Origin of the sequence: Zhongshania sp. (assembly GCF_041623545.1) — a bacterium.
In the GTDB taxonomy this organism is placed as follows: domain Bacteria; phylum Pseudomonadota; class Gammaproteobacteria; order Pseudomonadales; family Spongiibacteraceae; genus Spongiibacter.
In genome coordinates, this window is the sequence record NZ_JBFJWS010000001.1 from 16348 (window position 1) to 32630 (window position 16283).

Genomic DNA, 16283 nt, shown 5'->3' on the forward strand with positions numbered 1-16283 from the left:
TAAGGCGCCGGTCTCAGCGCCGTACTTAACACTTGTGCGAATTTCCCGTCAGATGTCAGACTTCCGACACCCGACTTGGCCTGCTAAAGGCCAAATTTAAGACTTGCTTCAATAAACTGATCTAAATCGCCATCCAACACCGCATTGCAATTACTGGTCTGCACATTGGTGCGCAAATCTTTGATACGCTGATCATCCAGTACATAGGAGCGAATCTGGCTGCCCCAGCCAATATCCGACTTGCTGTCTTCCAGCTCCTGCGCCGCGCTATTGCGCTTTTGCATTTCCAGTTCGTAAAGTTTTGCTTTTAGCATCTTCCACGCACTGTCGCGGTTCTGATGCTGGGAGCGCTGATTTTGGCACTGCACCACTATATTAGTGGGCACGTGGGTTAAACGCACCGCCGAATCGGTTTTGTTGATATGCTGCCCGCCGGCGCCGCTGGCCCGATACGTATCGGTGCGCACATCAGAGGGATTAATATCAATTTCAATGTCGTCGTCAATTTCTGGCGAAATAAACACTGAACAGAACGAGGTGTGACGACGATTGCCGGAGTCAAAAGGCGATTTGCGTACCAGGCGATGCACACCAGTCTCAGTGCGCAGCCAACCGAAGGCGTATTCGCCCTGAATATGGATGGTCGCGCTTTTAATGCCCGCTACTTCGCCGTCTGACAATTCGACCAATTCTGCTTTAAAACCCTTGGCTTCCGCCCAACGCAAATACATACGCAGGACCATATTGGCCCAATCTTGGGCTTCAGTGCCACCTGAGCCGGACTGAATATCCAAATAGCAGTTGTTGGGGTCCATCTCCCCGGAGAACATACGCCGAAATTCTAGAGCACCAAGGGAGGCCTCCAAGCGGTCAACATCCGCCTGCATACCGCTGATGGTGTCTTCGTCACCCTCTTCAACCGCCATATCCAAAAGCTCTTTGCAATCGGACACGCCGCTGTCTAATTCATCAATTGTTGCCACTACCGCTTCTAGCGCAGCGCGCTCACGCCCAAGTTCTTGGGCGCGCTTGGCGTCATCCCATACTTTCGGGTCGCCCAGTTCTAACTCAACCTCAAATAAACGCTCTTTTTTGTTAGCGTAGTCAAAGATACCCCCGAAGCACGTCGGTTCTTTCGCTCATGCTTTTAAGGGACTGACGTATGGCGTTGACTTCTAACATTGAAGATTATCCGGTATCACGTGGAAAGGGCGGCATTTTACCTGATGAGCCAGCTCCCGCAAAGCATCGTGGGGGCAATTACTCACAAGGGGCGATTAAGGAGCTCACAACGGGCGCAGATGTTCGACCATAAGCTGCAAAGACAGGCGCTCACGAAACAGATTACTGTCGAGTTTATACACGAGTTCGATGTATTCCGAATCGGGACTCGGCCACACATCGGTATCAATATTAAAGGCAATGGCGTCAAAAATTTGCTCGCCGCCCTGCTCCGGCGCCAACACCATTTTCAGATGCCGCGCACCAACAATACGCTGCTGCACTAGCCGAAACCGGCCGTGAAACAGCGGCTCAGGAAAGTTCTGCCCCCAGGGGCCAGCGCCGCGCAGCAATTCAGCCCGCTCTAAAGACAAATCTTCAGCAGTCAATTCACCGTCGCTATACACCGCAGCGGTCAGTTGTTCGGGGCTGGTTAACTCCGCCACAATCGCATCAAACGCCGTCGCAAATCGTTCGTAATCGGCTTTCGCTAAACTCATGCCCGCGGCCATAGCGTGGCCACCAAATTTATTGAGCAAGCCGGGGTGGCGTTTGGCAATCAAATCTAGGGCATCGCGCATGTGCAGGCCGGCAATGGAGCGCGCCGAGCCTTTGATCTCGTCGCCATCGGCGTCGGCAAAGGCGATCACGGGTCGGTGATAGCGATCTTTAATCCGTGAGGCAAGAATTCCGACTACGCCTTGGTGCCATGTCGGGTCGTAAAGACATATCCCGTTTGGCACGGCCGTAGGGTCTAACTGCAAATGCGCCAATACCCGCATGGCATCGTCTTTCATGCTCTGTTCTATGGCACGACGCTCGCGGTTTAAATCGTCTAGCTCGGCAGCTAAGCTCAGCGCGGTATCGGCATCTTCAGTAAGCAAGCAGCGAATACCCAAACTCATATCGTCTAGGCGGCCCGCCGCGTTTAAACGCGGGCCAATCGCAAAGCCCATGTCTGAAGCCACTAAGCGATTGGATTCTTTGCCAGCAACCCGCAGCAAGGCCTGAATACCGGGACGGCAGCGGCCTGCCCGAATACGGCGCAGCCCTTGCTCAATTAGTATGCGGTTAAGGTGCTCTAAAGGCACGACGTCGGCAACGGTGCCAAGCGCTACTAAATCGAGAAATTCGGCCAAATTAGGTTTCGCACGCTCAGCAGTAAACCAGCCCCGCGCCTGCAGCTCGCTGCGCAGCGCCAACAACACGTAGAACATTACCCCTACCCCTGCAAGGGATTTTCCCGGAAAGGGGCAAGCGTGTTGGTTGGGATTCACAATCGCGGCAGCTTGAGGCAATGAATCACCAGGCAAGTGGTGATCAGTCACGAGTACCGGAATTCCCAACTTGGCCGCTGCGGCGACGCCGTCGATGCTGGAAATACCGTTATCCACAGTAATGATTAAATCCGGCTGACGCTCCGCTGCCACGGCGACTATTTCAGGCGTTAAACCATAGCCGTATTCAAAGCGATTAGGCACCAGATAGTCGACATCCGCTGCCCCCAGGGCTCGCAAGCCCAATACTGCAAGGCTGGTGCTGGTCGCGCCGTCGCAATCAAAATCGCCAACAATTAATAGGCGATGCTGTTTTTCGAAGGCATTGGCCAACAAGGCGCAAGCCTCTGCCATGCCTTTCATTTCTGGCTTGGGTAAATGCTCTAAGCCAGATTCTAGATCAGTATCGCAAGACAGGCCGCGACTGGCATAAAGTCTTTGCAGAAGGGGCGGAACTGCCGCAGAAAATTCTGCGGCAGCGGGTTCACGAAGGATTATCTTAGGAAAATCTGTCACTGCGGCAAAGAGCAAATCATGCGCGAATATTCGCGGCAATCATGGCATGCACGTCTTCCAGCTTATTATCGACAACCTCATAGCGCTCTTCTAGATCGAAGAGATCGCTCATATGATGCGGCAGCGCCGGCGCTGTTGGGTAACCGGCTTTCATCACCGCTTCTGGGAATTTCGCAGGATGCGCGGTGGCCAAGGTTATCATTGGCGTAGCGGTATCGCGGCGGCATTCACGCGCAGCTTTAACGCCAATCGCAGAATGCGGGTCGAGCAGGTATTCGCTATCCTCGTAAACAGAGGCAATCATCGCTACCGTTTCTTCATCATTGACACCGTAGCTATCAAACAAGCCTCGCACCTTGGCAAAAGCTGCATCCGGAATAGATACCGTCTCGGTGTTCATCTTGGTCATTAAGTCGTCAATGGCCGCACCATTGCGGTCGTAGCAGTCGAATAACATGCGTTCGAAGTTACTTGAAACCACAATATCCATGCTTGGCGACAAGGTGTGTTGTAGGTCGTGCTTTTCAAATTTATTGCCGCTGATGAAGCGGTGCAGAATATCATTTTGGTTGGTCGCGACAACCAATTGTTCAATCGGCAAGCCCATGCACTTAGCCAAATAACCAGCGTAGATATCGCCGAAATTGCCGGTAGGTACCGAGAAGCTCACTGAGCGATCTGGCGCGCCAACGGCGTAGGCAGCGTAAAAATAGTAGACAATCTGAGCCATAATCCGCGCCCAGTTGATCGAGTTAACCGCAACCAACTGACGACCTTCAGGCAGGAAGCTCTGATCAGCAAAACTAGCTTTAACCATCGCCTGACAGTGATCAAAGTGACCGCGCACCGCGATATTGTGGATATTATCGCCAACAACAGTCGTCATCTGGCGGCGCTGTACTTCTGACACGCGCTGATAAGGATGCAAAATAAAAATATCGATATTACTGCAACGCTTACAACCCTGAATTGCCGCAGAACCGGTGTCGCCCGAGGTCGCACCCATGATGACGACTTTCTGGTGGCGGCGCTCAAGCACGTAATCTAGCAAGCGTCCCAACATTTGCAGCGCAAAATCTTTAAAGGCTAGGGTTGGTCCTTGGAACAACTCCAGCACCCACTCATTACGATCGAGCTGCACCAATGGCGCAATCGCGGGATGACGGAAATCGACATAGGTATCGTCGATAATCGCTTTTAAATCATCATCGGGAATACAACCGCCAATAAAGGGCTGAATAATCTGAAACGCCAAATCGGTGTACGACAAGGACGACCACGACGCAATCTGCGCTTTGCTGTACTTGGGCAAAGACTCGGGCACGTACAAACCGCCGTCTGGCGCGAGGCCCGTCAGCAGAACGTCTTCAAAATTCAAGGCGGGCGCTTTGCCGCGGGTGCTGATGTATTTCAATTGATTGTACTCATCGCTAATACTTGTTTCAGTGCGTCCATTAATTTTAGCGCACATTTATAAACTGCGGGTCGGACGTCGGATGTCTGAGGTCGGACGCGTCAGACATCCGACTTCAGACGTCTGACCAGATCATCCAGCCAATGACTCAACACGAATCCGCGTCACTTCACCCACAATGCTTTCCAAACCTTCAATCTGACTTACTGCAGCAGAAAGTTTAGCTTCTATTGTGCGGTTGGTCAGAATAATCATTGGAACCAAATTCGCATCGTCCGCTGCTTCTTTCTGAATCAAGGCTTCTATACTGATGCCGCCGTCGCTCAGAATCTGTGCGACTTTAGACAGCACGCCTGGCTTATCCACTGCTGTCATTCGGAGGTAATAGGCAGTTTCGACAGCGTCGATTGGCAGAACCGGATGGGCACTAAGTGATTCGGTTTTAAATGACAAATACGGCACGCGATTATTCTGTGACGAGTTCAGTGTCCGCGCCACATCGATAATATCTGCAACCACCGCAGAAGCCGTCGGCTCGCCACCGGCACCAGCGCCGTAATAGAGGCTCGGACCGACCGCATCGGACTGCACCAGAACCGCGTTCATTACGCCATTCACATTGGCGATCAAACGTTTTTCTGGAATTAATGTCGGGTGAACCCGCAGTTCGATGCCCGCAGCAGTATCTCTGGCAATACCCAAATGCTTAATCCGATAGCCGAGCTCTTCGGCGTAAATCACATCTTCTTGGGCAATACGGCTAATGCCCTCGGTAAAGACCTTGTCGAATTGCAGGGGAATCCCAAAGGCCAAGGAGGCAAGGATGACCAGCTTGTGAGCGGCGTCGATGCCTTCCACGTCAAACGTCGGGTCAGCTTCCGCGTAGCCCAATTCCTGCGCCTCCGCCAGTACATCAGCAAAGTCACGGCCCTTCTCACGCATTTCCGAGAGAATAAAGTTACCCGTGCCATTGATGATACCTGCCAGCCATTGAATCTTATTACCCGCCAAGCCTTCGCGCAGCGCCTTGATAATAGGGATACCGCCGGCTACAGCCGCTTCAAAGGCAACAGTAACGCCCTTCTCCGTTGCCGCCGCGAAAATTTCATTGCCGTGCTCGGCGATCAGCGCTTTGTTGGCCGTGACCACGTGTTTGCCATTGGCAATCGCTTTTAAGACCAGCTCTTTGGCAACAGTGGTGCCGCCAATCAACTCCACCAGAATATCGATTTCGGGGTTTTCAGCCACCGCAAATACGTCGCGGTTAATCGCCACGTCACCGGTGTCGCACTTGGGGCTATCGCGGCGTGAGCCAATTTGCGCAACCACGATATCCGCGCCAACCCGAGCAGAGATTTCTGCTGCATTGCGCTTCAATACGGCAAACGTACCGCTGCCCACGGTTCCTAAACCACATATTCCTACTTTGACCGAATCCACTATTGCTCCTTTACACATCAGGCAATATTTCGGGTGCTGAGCTACCCGACAATACTGGGACTGGCACTGAAATTATTAATTCCAAGCCGAAAGGAGTGCATTTTAGTCAAGCTGAGGCGCTAAGGCTATGGTCTATGGGGATTCAGCGGGCTTTATTCTTGCGCGATTGGGCTTTGACGCCTAAATATCCCCATTTTCCTCATGCATAAAGCAAAAAAAGACCGCGAATGCGGCCTTTCATCTCAAAATTACAGTTTCTCGTAAATTTAAGCTTCGATGCGCTCAATAATAATTGCAGGCGCCATGCCACCCGCTGCGCACATGGTAACGAGACCGCGCTTTAGACCACGACGCTCAAGTTCGTCGAGCAAGGTACCGATAAGAATCGATCCCGTTGCACCGATGGGGTGGCCTAGCGCCATCGCGCCGCCGTTTACATTAACCTTATCGCGATCCAGCTTCAGATCCCGAATGTACTTCTCCGCGACGACGGCGAAGGCCTCATTGATTTCGAACAGGTCGATATCGTCGATGGTCAAACCGGCTTTTTTCAGTACTTTCAAGGTTGCTGGCACGGGTGCGTTAAGCATCAACGTAGGAGAGTCACCCATATTGGCCATTGCCACGATTTTGGCGCGGGGCTTTAAACCGTGGGCCTTGGCGTAAGCCGGTGAAGTCAGCAACAATGCCGCTGCGCCGTCTACAACACCCGAGGAGTTACCACCGTGGTGGACGTGGCTGATCGTTAGGTCCGGATAAACCTTAGCAACCAAGCTCGCGTAGGTTGTACCCTCTTCATTCAACGGGTAATTAGCCAAATCGGTAAATGCCGGCTTTAACTGAGAGAGCGCTTCCAGCGTAGTGCCCGGACGCGGAAACTCCTCTTTGTCCAAGGCTAGCGTGCCATCTTCACGGTAGACAGGCACCAAGCTCTTATCAAAATAGCCGTTGGCAATTGCATGGGCCGCACGCTGCTGGCTAGTGTAGGCCAATTTATCAAGATCTTCGCGGCTAATGCCTTCTAGGGAGGCAATGGCATCGGCGCAAACACCCTGATGAGGCTGAGGATGACGCTCCCGCAATCGGGTATTACCGCCGTCCATAAATGGCGACTGATTCGGGCTAGTATTTTCGGCGTAGGTCGACATCATTTCGGTCCCGCCTGCGATGACCACGTCTTCCATGCCGGACATGATACTCGCTGCAGCAATATTCACGACGGTAATACCTGAGCCGCAGAAGCGATCCAAGGTAACGCCACTTGAGCGCACATCATAACCCGCATCCAAAGCCGCCATGCGGCCTAAATCGCCGCCTTGGGTGCCGCGCTGGGAGCTTGTACCCCAAATAATATCGTCGACATCAGCGGTATTTAAATTATTACGCTCTGCAATTGCTTTTAGTACCGTCGCGCCCAATTGCTGGGGGTGGATACCGGCCAAAGAACCCTTACCTACTTTACCAATTCCGCGCGGTGTGCGGCAGGCGTCTATAATCCAAGCTTCGCTCATATTCAAAATTCTCTCTGTTTGGGCATGACCAATTAGCCATGGGACATTGATTGCAGCTAACTACCTAAGGCGCTATTTACCCTGCCAATTAGGCGCGCGCTTTTCAGCAAAGGCGGTAGCGCCTTCAATCGCGTCATGGCTACTAAAAATAGGCTCAATAATTTTCTGCTGTTCGGCATACATTTCGGCGACAGTCCAATCTTGAGACTCATCAATGACCTGTTTGCTGGCAATGACAGCCATAGGACCGTTAGCCGCTATGAGTTTCGCCATTTCCTTAGCCGCATCAAGGGCAGTGCCTGGCTCAACCACTTTATTGATTAGACCCAAGTCATAACCTCGCGCGGCGTCTATGAACTCACCCGTCAAAGCCATTTCTTTGGCAACCCGTGTTGGAATTTGACGAGGCAAACGCATTAAACCGCCCGCAGCAGCGGCTAAGCCACGCTTCACTTCGGGTATACCAAATTTGGCATTACTGGCAGCCACAATTAAATCGCAAGTAATCGCAATTTCAAAGCCTCCCGCCAGCGCATACCCTTCGATTGCGGCAATTAACGGCTTTTTCGGCGGCGCTTCTACCAAGCCTGCAAATCCACGCCCCTCAACAAAGGGCATTTCGCCGCTAACAAAGGCTTTTAAATCCATGCCCGCGCAAAAGGTGTTGTCTGCGCCAGTAATGATTGCACAACGGATGCTCGCATTGCTGTCGAGCTCCTCCATTGCTGCGGCAATACCTTTTGCTACAGCCAAATTCACCGAGTTTTTTGCCTTCGGCCTATTTAGCGTAACTAACATAACGCCGTCTTCGACGCTGACTATAACTTCATCATTCATTGACGATTCTCCTAAAAAGGTATCTTTAACTTATTGTGTTTCCCATCCGGGAGTTTAACGGCCACTAAAAACTGGGCTGCGCTTATTCATGAAAGCACTTATCGCCTCGGCAGCATCCTCGCTAGCCAAACACAGGTTTTGTGCTTTGGCTTCTGCAGCCACGGTGTCATTAAATGACTGGGTCGCCGCGTTGCGCAGTAAGGCCTTGGTCTCCCGCAAAGCAATTGGCGCGCGCTGAGCCAATACCCCAGCCCAATCTTGCGCGGTCGCTAGAACTTTATCAGCATCAGCTAATTTAGTAACCAAACCTAGCTCTAAGCAGCTTGCAGCGTCGAGCTTGCCGCCCTCCGCCAACAATTGAAACGCACGCTGGTAACCTAAGCGACGCAACAAGTTCCAACTCGCTCCGCCATCAGGCACCAATGCCACATTACTAAAGGCCATCACCATTCCGGCGTTATTTGCCATGACCGACAAATCGCAATGCATGGCTAATGCGGCACCGATGCCCGCCATCACACCCGGTATGGCTGCGATCAAGGTTTGATCCATGGTTTCGATCAAGCGTAAAATCGGTCCGTATTCATCTAGTATTTGGCGTTCGACGCTTTGCCCAGGCAACAAGCCTTCGCCAAGATCCGCACCCGACGAAAACCCTCGCCCATTCGCGCCGAGCACCACTACCCGAATATTTGGCATAGCCGCCACTCGAGTAAGAGAAGCGAGTAAGTCGATACGCATCTGCCTATTAAAGGCGTTTAGAGAATCAGGCCTATTTAGGCAAATCGTGGCGACATGGCCATCAATAGTAAAATCAACCGTTGGCTTATCACTCATAGCTAACCTTATATTTTATTAGTCTGTACGGCATTTAGCCCCGCTAGAAGCGGGGCCGAGGGTCATTCTTCGCTAATTAGCGCGGCTGCATGCGAATAGCGCCGTCTAAACGAATACATTCGCCATTCATATATTCGTTCTCAGCGATCATCACTGACAAGTGCGCAATTTCTTCCGGCCGGCCGAGGCGACGAGGGTTTACCACGCTGTTTTCGAGGGATTTGTAAGCCTCTTCGGGCAGCGTTTCGAACAATGGCGTGTGGATCAAGCCCGGCACAATTGTGTTGACTCGAATACCGTAAGACGCGAGATCGCGTGCCATCGGCAGAGTCATTGCAACCACACCACCCTTGGACGCACTGTAAGCCAGCTGACCAACTTGACCTTCGTAAGCGGCCACCGACGCAGTATTAATAATCACGCCGCGGGCGTTGGCACCGTCATAAGCTTCGTTCTTAGCCATTTGCTCAGCAACCAAACGCGCAACATTAAAGGTGCCAATCAAATTGACATTAATTACGTGCTTATAGGCATCTAACGGGAATGGGCCATTTTTACCTAGGGTTTTTACAGCGTTACCAATTCCGGCATAGTTATTACAGATATGGATTGCGCCAAACTTCGCCATAACCTCGGCAATCGCAGTGCTAACCGACTCTTCGTCAGAGACATTCACATTGTGAAAACTGGCATTATCCGCACCCAGCTCCGCGACGATGGCATTGCCGCGTTCAGCGTTCATATCAAAAATGGCTACCTTGCCACCCTTGGCCACATAGGCGCGAACAGTAGCCTCACCCAAACCTGATGCACCACCGGTAACAACCGCAATTTTGCCTGTAATATCCATGCTATCTCTCCCGAGTTTGTTGAATGAACTTTCAGAATACCCAAAGAATCGCTACGGCATTAACCGCAATTAAGCCTAGGCTCTAAAATTGGCCATATTTTGTGCCATCGTGGACCCTGACGACATGTCACTTGAGAACAAAAAAACTGACATTTTCTTACACTTTTATAACAAAGCCCCCATTAGCAAATGCTAATGGGGGCTTTTTGGATCACGCTTTACGCCACAAGGACGTATGAATTGAACTTAAGCCGCGCTGGAAATAACAGGATCCTGCTCAGTCGTATCTTCGCCGCCAAAGGCTTCTAGTACCGCGGGAATGAATTTGGCAAATTCCCCAGTCATAATGGTGAAATCAACATCAAATTGCTCAGCGGCGCTATCGGCGTTGGTTTCGCCAATTTTTTCTTGCACGAGATCACCAAAACTTAAACGTTTGATGGTGAGTTGATCATCAATGATAAAGTCGATATCCCCCACCCAATGCAGCGCTAGTTTATTGACGAACATGCCGGCCTGAATATGATTATTAATTTCAGTCGAGCAAAGATTTTGATTTTTACAGCGAATCACTGCACTGTCGTCGGCCTTGTCGCGCAATTCACATTCGCCGCCTAATTCAAAGCCCTTAGGGGCGCTGCCGTTAGTCAGCCACTCTGTCATTGCGTGCTGGGCAACATTTTTGGCTTTAATCGGAATGACCGGTAAGCTACCCAGCGACTCACGTAAAAGAACCATTAACTCCTCGGCTTTATTATGTGAGCCAGCGTCGACAATCAATAAGCCTTCTGCCGGTGCGATATAGGCAAACACTCGATTAGAGCGAGTAAATGCCCGGGGCAGCAATGAAAATATAATCTCTTCTTTTAAGTCAGTGCGCTCTTTACGACCGGGTCTGCGGTCTTCTTCCAACTTTATCTCTTCGAGCTTATCGGCCAACACTTCATTCACGACCGCAGCCGGTAAGATTTTTTCCTGCTTTTTGGCGCAAACCATAATATAGCCGTTGGCGCTGTGCACATATTGGCTACCTTGACTTCCGAGTGGCGCAGTCCAGCCATAACTGGACGGATCCTGACTATTACAAGGTGTGAAAGCCATTTCGCCTAATTTTTGATCAACTTCGTCCGCTGTAAGGGTAAACGGCTTGGTAAAACGGTAGATAAGAAGATTTTTAAACCACATGTATCGCGTTGCCTGTGTAACGATAAAAGAAAATATTCTCGGCCATTGTAGTGCTTTATGGCCGAGGGGAAACCCAACAAAACGAATTAACTGGTATTTTTATAACGCCAGCGGTAAACCTACTGCGATGCCGCTGCCGTAAACTCGTTAGCCATCTTGTCGCACGCCGACTTCCCTAAGAAGTTTACGCACACCGCCGCTAAGCGAACATCTGGGCGACTTTGACATTGCCAATCGTCACTACTAAAACTCCGGCCACTTAGCTCACATCGCCGAGTCGCCTCGCTAATAAGCAACTTTTGGCTTTGCGCCAACCACTTATCGAGATCCGCCTTAAGTCGTAAATGCATGACCGCTGGCGTATTTTCTTGACCATCGACTCCATTTGGCCGCCACGTGACGACCCGCGCTTTACTCTGGCGTTGCCAGCTCTGCCACAGCTCACTCAGGCCAGCCACTTGACCATCTTGGGCAATAGCCTTGTTTTCCGTAACATCGGCCAATAGTTTCTCTTTAAGACCCGCGAGAGCTTCCCCAGAAAGAATCTTGCTGCTTAACAACGACGAGAAATGAGCGTTTAAGCGCGACAGCTGCCACTCATAGCGGCCATTAATTCGATCATATAATTCTGCGCTAGGAAGCGCTTCCGGCGCACCTTGAGGGTGGCTAAAGCGAATATATTTCGCACCGCTATCGTCAACACTAATACCGATACCTATTGGCGCACCAAACTGGTATTTAGCGTACGACCTAAGCTCACCATAATGCATTTGCTGAATCTCGCCATGGCGCAACCACTGACCATCATACAAGGCATCAACACTAATACTGATCTTGCTAACTTCACCGTGATGGTAGAGTGTAAAACGGTTAAACGTACCGCTATTATCCAAATCTCTTGCCGCGATTTCTAATACTGAGGCGGGAAAATCCTCGCTAAGGGCGTAAAACGCCGCTTTATCGCAATCGTAGGCATAGACACTCAATAGCTGCTGAGGCACCGTTAAATTGGGCATACTTTGGCAGCTACCCAAGATATCGACCTCAGTAAAACTCCCAGGCTCATAGTAAAAATAATGAACCGGCGCTGCTTTAATTTGGTAATTAAAGTATTGGCGCTCGACCACATAGGCCTTCCCCTCTCGGACTGCCGTCGTAATCTTTACGATCCCACGCGGGACTCCAGCCTCATACCTCAGCCCAACAAAAAACGGGCCCGATAAGCGACGATGGATCTTTACGAAAGCATTCGGCATGCCCGCTGGGCTAATATCACGGCGATATTGCGTGTAACGATTTTCTCCGGCCATTGCCATCAGGGCCGGCGCTTGAAATGGATGAATAGCGTCATATTGCCCCTGCCAACGACTATCCTTTGCGCTCGCCAAGGCACGCCCGTCGGCATCCACGATGACGAATCCACCACTAAAACCAAGACTGGCTGTAGCAGCATCTGCGATAAAATCGCCCTTCAATATCAGTTGTAGCAAAGCGCCGCGACTATCTTCATAGGTCTGACGAAGCTCTCCTCGCAGGGGAAACCCCGCTTCATCAAACGTACCTACAAATATCGAATTCGCGGCATCTTCAAAGCTTACTTCACCCCGCTGAAACACCCCCCGCCGATATTCGCCAGTAAACAGCGGCGACGGCTGACCTTCTTCACTAAAACGACGCTGCTCCGCATGCTGTGCGCAGGCGCTTAATCCAAACACAAGCAAACATCCCCAAAGGATGCTGCTGAGTTGCTTAATCATTGACTCCCCCATAACCCAAAAGCGCGCAGATACATGGTTTTAGCGCTAAGCCATCATAACTCACACAGTTTAATTTGATTTGACCCAGTTCCCAGCTTTACTTTACAGCCCAGACCGTGACATCTTCAGCACCGCAATATAACAAAGGAATTCGCTTAACAATGACCATCGCTTTAGTCAGTATTTTAGTTGCCGGAATTATTTGCCAGTGGCTGGCATGGCGGTTCCGCCTGCCCGCGATTGTGCTATTAGCTGCCTGTGGTTTGGTACTCGGCCCAATTAGCGGCTGGATTCAACCCGCCGTTGATTTTGGCACAGGCCTCACTGCCGTTACCTCATTATTTGTCGCAATCATTCTCTTCGAGGGCGGACTTAACCTTCAGTTCCACGAATTACGTGAAACAGCGCAAGTAACACGGCGCTTAACCTCTATTGGCGTCATATTAGCCTGGGCGCTCGGCATTGCCATGGCGCACTGGGTCGGTGGTTTAAGCTGGGCTGTGTCCGCCCTACTCGGCGCGATTCTGGTCGTCACCGGCCCTACCGTTATTATGCCTTTATTAAAGCATGCCAAGCTCAACCGCCGCACAGCGTCTTACTTAAAGTGGGAAGGTATCATCAATGACCCCATTGGCGTCTTATTAGCAGTGTTGGTCTATCAGTACCTGCTGTACTCAGGTGAAGGCCCCGCGCTGCAATCTATTCTTGCGAGCCTTGGCTTAGCCCTCGCGGTATCAGCCGTGCTCGGTGGCGGTGTTGCCTATGGCTTGGGCCACGCTTTTCGGCAAGGCTGGATTCCTGAGTACCTAAAAGCACCCTCGATCATCGCCGCCGTGCTCGCAGTTTACGCCTTATCCGATCTCGCTCAACACGAGTCCGGCCTACTCGCCACCACCTTAATGGGGGTGGTTATGGGTAATATGCGGCTGCGTAGCTTAGATGAGATGCGCCGTTTCAAAGAATATATCACCATTATTCTCGTCTCTTTCTTGTTCGTGGTGCTCACCGCCTCACTCACCATGGATTCGATTAGGTCTATTCACTGGCAGCTGATCGCCATGGTTGCGGGTTTTGTTTTTGTGGTACGCCCGCTCGCGGTATTTCTTGCGACCATTCGCACCGATTGCAGCTGGCAGGATCGCGTATTAATGGGCTGGATAGCACCCCGTGGTGTTGTAGCGGCCGCGTCTGCCGGTGCCTTCGCACCAGCGCTTATCGACGCCGGATTCAGCGACGCGGAATACCTAGTACCCGCCGTGTTTATGCTTATTTTTACCACCATCATCGCCCACGGCTTCTCCCTTGGCCCCCTTACAAAACTACTCAAGCTCGGGTCGGCAGGTAAAGGCCGAATTTTGATTGTTGGTGCCTCGCCATGGACAGTAGAACTTGCCAGTGCCCTGAAAAAGATTAATCAAGATGTGGTCATTGCGGATACCGAATGGGGACGCCTGCAATCTGCTCGCCAGCAGGGTATTGATACGTGGTTTGGTGAGGTACTCTCTGATTTGGCCGAAGAAGCCATGGCCCTAGATAATATTTATACTGTCCTTGCAGCAACCGGCAACAACCATTACAACTCCATGGTCTGTAACCACTTCGCACCACACCTAGGGCGTCATCGAGTGTTCCAGCCTTATGATAGCGGCATGGAGCGTCACAGCCGAGTCGTATCAGAGACCCGCCGTGGTATTACTGCTTTCTCGGCCAATATCTCCTATGCCGAGTTATGGACACGAATGATTCGTGGCTGGGCAATACGCAAGACCATCATCACCGATACTTATACCGAGAACGACTTTCTCGGCAAACTACCTGAAAATGCGGTGCGGCTGGCCATTATTCCAGAAAGTGGCAAGCTGGAATGGCTGAGTCAAAAAGCCCGCAAACTTCAAGCTGGCGACACGGTGATTAGTTTTGTGCCGCCTGAGTCGACAGATGAACCAGCCGAAAAGCCATCGCTACTGCCGGGCTAATGCCTAAATATAAAAGCACTCGGAGCCAACAATGACCCCACTTCGCACCCCCGACAGCCATTTCACTAATTTGGTGGACTACCCCTTTACGCCAAATTACATCAACGTTGACGATACTGAAGGCGGTAGCTTACGACTGCACTATGTGGATGAGGGACCAAAGCACGCCCCAATCATCTTATTACTCCACGGTGAGCCAACTTGGAGTTATTTATACCGTAAGATGATACCGCCACTGGCTACAGCGGGATTTCGCGTAATAGCCCCGGATTTAATTGGTTTTGGCCGCTCAGACAAACCGAGCGAGCGCAGCGACTACACCTACCAGCGCCATGTCGATTGGCTACGAGCGCTGTTGGTTCAGCTCGACCTTCAGGACATTACCTTGTTCTGCCAAGATTGGGGCGGCTTGCTTGGCCTGCGTCTCTTAGCGGAGGAACAAGACCGCTTCCGCCGCACCGTCGCCGCCAATACCATGCTACCAACTGGCGATCGTCACCCTGGAGATGCCTTTATTCAATGGCAGCAGCTATCCCAAAACATCCCCATTTTTGCGACGGGTAAAATCATTGCTGGCGCTTGTGTCAACGCGGTTTCAGCCGACACCATTGCGGCCTACGACGCGCCGTTTCCTGATGAAAGCTACAAAGCGGGCGCACGCCAATTCCCCATGTTGGTACCTGTTTCACCTGAGGATCCCGCAGCTATTCCCAATCAACAGGCCTGGGCAGTGTTAAGCAAAATGCAGAAACCCTTTTTAACGGCCTTTAGTGATAAAGACCCTATCACTAAAGGGGGCGATGCGGCTTTTCAGAAAATGATTCCCGGCTGCAACGGCCAAGCTCACACCACAATTCAAGGTGGTGGGCATTTCTTACAAGAAGATCAAAGCGAACAATTAGTCCAGGTCATTCTGAATTTTATTGGCGCAACGCTGCACAAATAAAAACGCCGAGGGAGAATTGACTTCCTCGGCGTCTCGCTTTTTGTATCTAGCGTCTTAAAGTGCCATAAAATCCGGCACATTAAATACCCAACTTTTTTCCTCCTTGCGCTGACTTATCCGCCACCCACCGTCAGTGCGCCGGTAGCTATCAACGTACCAAAGTCCCAACATAAATACCTTAGTCTCTTCACCCACGGGCATTGCCATCGGATTAAAGCACATCACTCGGCCGCTGGCGGTATCGCCGCTTACCGTGATCTGTATATTGGCGTTGAGGTGCTGAGTGGCACTGAAGGCGGGCATCGCCTCATTCAAAAACGCTATAGTGCTCGGTAAGTCGCCGACAGTTCCGCCAAAGGCACTGTAATCAATATGGGCGTCGGGAGTAAAAATCTCAGTCAATTCCGCTGGCGCTTTACGGTCGATAATATCCGCATAGCGATACAGCATATCTTGAATTTCAAAACGATCTGACATTTCTTGCAAAGATAGGGGCATCTCGCCGCTCCTTTTTTA

The 16283-nt window shown here is 51.3% G+C and carries 13 protein-coding genes; 2 read left to right on the forward strand and 11 right to left on the reverse strand.

Going from position 1 to position 16283, the window contains the following annotated elements; genetic code table 11:
• Nucleotides 1–83: 83 nt before the first annotated feature.
• The 10 genes from prfB to ABYT30_RS00120 form a co-directional block, all read right to left on the reverse strand.
• Nucleotides 84–1182, reverse strand: a protein-coding gene (gene prfB, locus ABYT30_RS00075) for a peptide chain release factor 2 (protein WP_373081872.1) whose coding sequence is annotated in 2 segments (ribosomal slippage) — nt 84–1106 and nt 1108–1182 — 1098 coding nt in all. Because the reading frame shifts where the segments join, the coding sequence is not laid out codon by codon here.
• 104 nt (nt 1183–1286) lie between these two features.
• Nucleotides 1287–3014: a single-stranded-DNA-specific exonuclease RecJ gene (gene recJ, locus ABYT30_RS00080; protein ID WP_373094821.1), complete on the reverse strand. Its 1728-nt coding sequence runs from the start codon at nt 3012–3014 to the stop codon at nt 1287–1289.
• A gap of 16 nt (nt 3015–3030) precedes the next feature.
• Nucleotides 3031–4428, reverse strand: a complete 1398-nt coding sequence (thrC, locus tag ABYT30_RS00085; RefSeq protein ID WP_373081894.1) for a threonine synthase — start codon at nt 4426–4428, stop codon at nt 3031–3033.
• A gap of 132 nt (nt 4429–4560) precedes the next feature.
• Nucleotides 4561–5868 (reverse strand): homoserine dehydrogenase, encoded by a 1308-nt coding sequence (locus ABYT30_RS00090; protein WP_373081878.1) that lies wholly within the window; start codon nt 5866–5868, stop codon nt 4561–4563.
• A 266-nt stretch (nt 5869–6134) separates the two neighbouring features.
• Nucleotides 6135–7379, reverse strand: a complete 1245-nt coding sequence (locus ABYT30_RS00095; protein WP_373081880.1) for an acetyl-CoA C-acetyltransferase — start codon at nt 7377–7379, stop codon at nt 6135–6137.
• 72 nt (nt 7380–7451) lie between these two features.
• Complete coding sequence (locus ABYT30_RS00100; protein WP_373081883.1) at nt 7452–8216, reverse strand: crotonase/enoyl-CoA hydratase family protein; 765 nt, start codon at nt 8214–8216, stop codon at nt 7452–7454.
• A gap of 54 nt (nt 8217–8270) precedes the next feature.
• Nucleotides 8271–9053, reverse strand: coding sequence for an enoyl-CoA hydratase/isomerase family protein (locus ABYT30_RS00105; protein WP_373081885.1), 783 nt, complete (start codon nt 9051–9053; stop codon nt 8271–8273).
• A 76-nt stretch (nt 9054–9129) separates the two neighbouring features.
• Entirely contained in the window at nt 9130–9903 is a 774-nt protein-coding gene (locus ABYT30_RS00110) for an SDR family NAD(P)-dependent oxidoreductase (RefSeq protein ID WP_373081886.1), read from the reverse strand.
• 246 nt (nt 9904–10149) lie between these two features.
• Complete coding sequence (rdgC, locus tag ABYT30_RS00115) at nt 10150–11088, reverse strand: recombination-associated protein RdgC (protein ID WP_373081888.1); 939 nt, start codon at nt 11086–11088, stop codon at nt 10150–10152.
• Between the two features lie 119 nt (nt 11089–11207).
• The gene (locus ABYT30_RS00120) at nt 11208–12845 is read right to left on the reverse strand and encodes a hypothetical protein (RefSeq protein WP_373081890.1); all 1638 of its coding nucleotides are present in this window, start codon (nt 12843–12845) and stop codon (nt 11208–11210) included.
• Between the two features lie 161 nt (nt 12846–13006).
• Between ABYT30_RS00120 and ABYT30_RS00125 the strand changes: the two genes are divergently transcribed.
• Nucleotides 13007–14821, forward strand: coding sequence for a cation:proton antiporter (locus ABYT30_RS00125; protein ID WP_373094824.1), 1815 nt, complete (start codon nt 13007–13009; stop codon nt 14819–14821).
• Nucleotides 14822–14852: 31 nt separating this feature from the next.
• Nucleotides 14853–15767 (forward strand): haloalkane dehalogenase, encoded by a 915-nt coding sequence (locus ABYT30_RS00130; RefSeq protein ID WP_373081537.1) that lies wholly within the window; start codon nt 14853–14855, stop codon nt 15765–15767.
• Nucleotides 15768–15821: 54 nt separating this feature from the next.
• On the opposite strand, the gene ABYT30_RS00135 is transcribed toward ABYT30_RS00130, so the two are convergent.
• A complete protein-coding gene (locus tag ABYT30_RS00135; protein WP_373081540.1) occupies nt 15822–16265 on the reverse strand; it encodes a nuclear transport factor 2 family protein in 444 nt (147 codons plus the stop codon).
• Nucleotides 16266–16283: the final 18 nt, after the last annotated feature.

Bases quoted from the DNA above. Each gene is read 5' to 3' on its own strand.
- ABYT30_RS00105 (WP_373081885.1), bottom strand. From the start codon at position 9,053: ATGAGTGATAAGCCAACGGTTGATTTTACTATTGATGGCCATGTCGCC.
- ABYT30_RS00125 (WP_373094824.1), top strand. From the start codon at position 13,007: ATGACCATCGCTTTAGTCAGTATTTTAGTTGCCGGAATTATTTGCCAG.
- ABYT30_RS00095 (WP_373081880.1), bottom strand. From the start codon at position 7,379: ATGAGCGAAGCTTGGATTATAGACGCCTGCCGCACACCGCGCGGAATT.
- ABYT30_RS00110 (WP_373081886.1), bottom strand. From the start codon at position 9,903: ATGGATATTACAGGCAAAATTGCGGTTGTTACCGGTGGTGCATCAGGT.
- ABYT30_RS00130 (WP_373081537.1), top strand. From the start codon at position 14,853: ATGACCCCACTTCGCACCCCCGACAGCCATTTCACTAATTTGGTGGAC.
- rdgC (WP_373081888.1), bottom strand. From the start codon at position 11,088: ATGTGGTTTAAAAATCTTCTTATCTACCGTTTTACCAAGCCGTTTACC.
- ABYT30_RS00135 (WP_373081540.1), bottom strand. From the start codon at position 16,265: ATGCCCCTATCTTTGCAAGAAATGTCAGATCGTTTTGAAATTCAAGAT.
- ABYT30_RS00100 (WP_373081883.1), bottom strand. From the start codon at position 8,216: ATGAATGATGAAGTTATAGTCAGCGTCGAAGACGGCGTTATGTTAGTT.
- ABYT30_RS00120 (WP_373081890.1), bottom strand. From the start codon at position 12,845: ATGATTAAGCAACTCAGCAGCATCCTTTGGGGATGTTTGCTTGTGTTT.